Annotated in this window: 3 protein-coding genes; 2 read left to right on the plus strand and 1 reads right to left on the minus strand. The window is 46.8% G+C overall.

Going from position 1 to position 2,973, the window contains the following annotated elements:
* Window positions 1–86: 86 nt before the first annotated feature.
* Window positions 87–689: a DUF6056 family protein gene (locus tag C3B52_RS38375; protein WP_373419761.1), complete on the minus strand. Its 603-nt coding sequence runs from the start codon at window positions 687–689 to the stop codon at window positions 87–89.
* 92 nt (window positions 690–781) lie between these two features.
* Between C3B52_RS38375 and C3B52_RS35300 the strand changes: the two genes are divergently transcribed.
* Both C3B52_RS35300 and lgt read left to right on the plus strand, forming a co-directional pair.
* Entirely contained in the window at window positions 782–2,416 is a 1,635-nt protein-coding gene (locus C3B52_RS35300; protein ID WP_090728279.1) for an IS5 family transposase, read from the plus strand.
* A gap of 81 nt (window positions 2,417–2,497) precedes the next feature.
* The coding region (gene lgt / locus C3B52_RS35305) for a prolipoprotein diacylglyceryl transferase (protein WP_103110977.1) at window positions 2,498–2,973 on the plus strand (476 nt) is incomplete at its 3' end.

The following is a 2,973-nucleotide window of genomic DNA, read 5'->3' on the forward strand; positions in this document are numbered from 1 at the left end:
GATTCCTTGAATATATCCAGCACTTAATAATTATGATATAATTTGAAATTTTTATTTCGATATTATAAAGCACCGTTCTGGCCATATTAGTTTTTTTGAAAATACACTATATTTTCTAGATGATAGTATCCAAAATACTGGTTATTACCCATAATATAATCTTCTCTTGTATTTAGGATTCTAGATGTTTGAGTTTTATATGGCTCTACTTTTACCAATTCGGATTTTTCAGACAAATATAGAATTTGTGATTCTCGATAAATAGCCTCTCTATTAAATTCATAATAAGCAGTATAGATTTGATATCCTTTATATATAGAGATACAAATCAATACACTTAGAATAAACAAGTCATAAATTTTCTTTAAGCTTATTGATAAGTCTTTATATATTGTAGAAAGTATGTTAGTACTTGCTATAATAATGGTAGTAATGGGTAACAAGAAAGCTCTCTTCTCAACATACGGTACCATTACAAGTACTATAACAGAGGCAAAGGATAGTAATACAATTAACAACAGTAAATATATATTTTTATGTGATATGTTTTGTCCTTTTAGGGATTTAACTTTAGACCAAATAAAATATAACACTAACAATAATGAAAAAAATATTAGAATGTTAAAGTTTGTATCAACAAAACTAATTAGGGCTTGCTGAACGCCCCGAAAAGCTGTAAAAAATCGCATAATAACAAGGGATTCGGGATTTGTATGTCGAAATCATATGCAAAGGAATCTTCGGAAAACAGCCCAAAATCCTTGCAGATGGAGCGACGAAAATGTTCAAGCCGACCGCACACCTCGACAATCAATTGATCCTGCCTGGCGATTTCTTTCTTCCCTTCGGCGGAAAACTGGATGAAAAGAATCGTTGGGTTCAGTTGGCACAGTTGGTGCCGTGGGCGGCGGCTGAACAGAAATACGGTCGTTTCTTCAAAGACACCTTCCGCGGTCAGCAAACGATCAGCCTGCGCATGGGGCTCGGCGCGCTGATCATTCAGGAACGCATGCAGTTGAGCGACAGAGAAACCCTGACGTCGATCAGCGAGAACCCCTATATGCAATACTTCATCGGTTTGCCCGGATTTGTGATGAAGCCGCCGTTCCACCATTCCATGATGACGCATTTCCGTAAACGTCTGTCGGACGTGCTGGCCGAATTGAACGAGATCGTCGCCACCCAGGGCGCGAAGGAAACGAAAGACGATGATGACCATTCAGGCAGCGTAAGCGACGGAAAAAGAAAGCGGTCGACGCCTCGCGCCGCTGCAACCGAAACCGAATTCGAACAGCAGGCGCTGTTCGAGGAAACGCTAGTTGAATCGGCAGCGCAAACGCCTGTTGCGGAGCAGACGGTTGAAGCGTCGGCGCCACCGGAAGCGTCCGAACTTGAGACCGATGAGGCCATCGATTCCACCGCGGCGCCGGAAACGCCGGAACAACCGAATCAAGGGACACTGCTGGTGGACGCCACCTGCGCCCCGGCGGATGTGGCGTATCCGACCGATCTGAATCTGCTGAATGAAGCGCGGGAGAAGCTGGAAGCGATCATCGATACGCTGCACGAACCGGTCATCGGACAAACGGCAAAACCGCGCACCTACAGGGAAAAAGCGCGCAAGCAGTTTCTGGCGGTGTCCAAACAGCGCAGGCCGGGACCGAAAGTCATTCGCAAAGCCATCCGCCGTCAGCTGGGGTATGTGGAACGGAACCTCGTCATCATTGCCGAGCAAGCAAAGACGCAGCCGCTCACGCTGCTGAGTCGCAAAGCCTATCGTGATCTGCTGGTGATTCATGAACTGTACCGCCAACAGCTCCACATGTACAGGACGCGGTCGCACCAAATCGAAGACCGCATCGTGAGTATCCATCAGCCGCATGTGAGGCCGATCGTGCGCGGGAAAGCGAAGGCGCGAGTGGAGTTCGGCGCAAAGCTCACCGTCAGCATGACAAAAGGTTACGCTTTCCTGGATCGTGCGTCCTGGGATAACTTCAACGAGAGTACAACGCTCATCGAGACGATCAAGAACTACCGTCGTCGCTTCGGCTATTATCCAGCTGTCGTACAGGCGGATCAAATCTATCGCACCCGCGAGAACCGGAACTTTTGCAAGCAGCATGGCATCCGGCTCAGCGGCCCGGCTTTGGGAAGACCACCGAAGGACGGTCCGACTCGTGAACAGCAAAATCAGGACAAACGGGATGCCGGTGAACGAAATGCCATCGAAGGCAAATTCGGAGAAGGCAAGCGCAAGTACGGGCTTGGCCGTATTCGAGCGCGTCTCGCGCAGACCAGCCTGTCCGCCATCACGCTGCAACTGCTGGTGATGAACCTGGAGCGCAGGCTCCGCGTTCTTTTTTGCCTTATTTTCGCCTTCCTGTTCCGCCGTCGCCCTGCCCTGAATTTCTGCTAAGCAATCGTTCAGCAAGCCCTAATTAATTATGAACTACTCAATACATCGGTTACAAACGATGTGGGATTGAGGTGAAAGGATTTGTACGAGGCGATTAATCCAATTGCATTTCGATTAGGGCCAATTCAATTATACTGGTACGGGATTATTTTAAGCGTAGCTGCACTCATAGGTCTTATCGTTGTTATACAAGAAGGCAAACGGTATCAGATCCATCCGGGGTTCTTTTTGGATATGGTACTTGTAGGCGTGCCATCCGCTATCGTCGGGGCTAGAGCTTACTATGTCGTATTCAAGTGGGAAGATTACCGCAATAACTTCTGGGACGTTTTCAAAATATGGAATGGTGGAATCGCCATTTACGGAGCTTTAATCGGAGCGATTATGGCTATGATTTTTTTCTTTCGTTTGCGTGGCTATAATTTTTGGCGCATTGCAGATCTATGTGCTCCGGGATTGATTATAGGACAATTGATCGGGCGTTGGGGAAATTTTATAAATCAAGAAGCTCACGGAGGGCCAGTATCTGAGGATTTTCTCAGAACAACATTACATCT

Source organism: Brevibacillus reuszeri, from assembly GCF_002897295.1.
Lineage (GTDB): Bacteria > Bacillota > Bacilli > Brevibacillales > Brevibacillaceae > Brevibacillus > Brevibacillus reuszeri_A.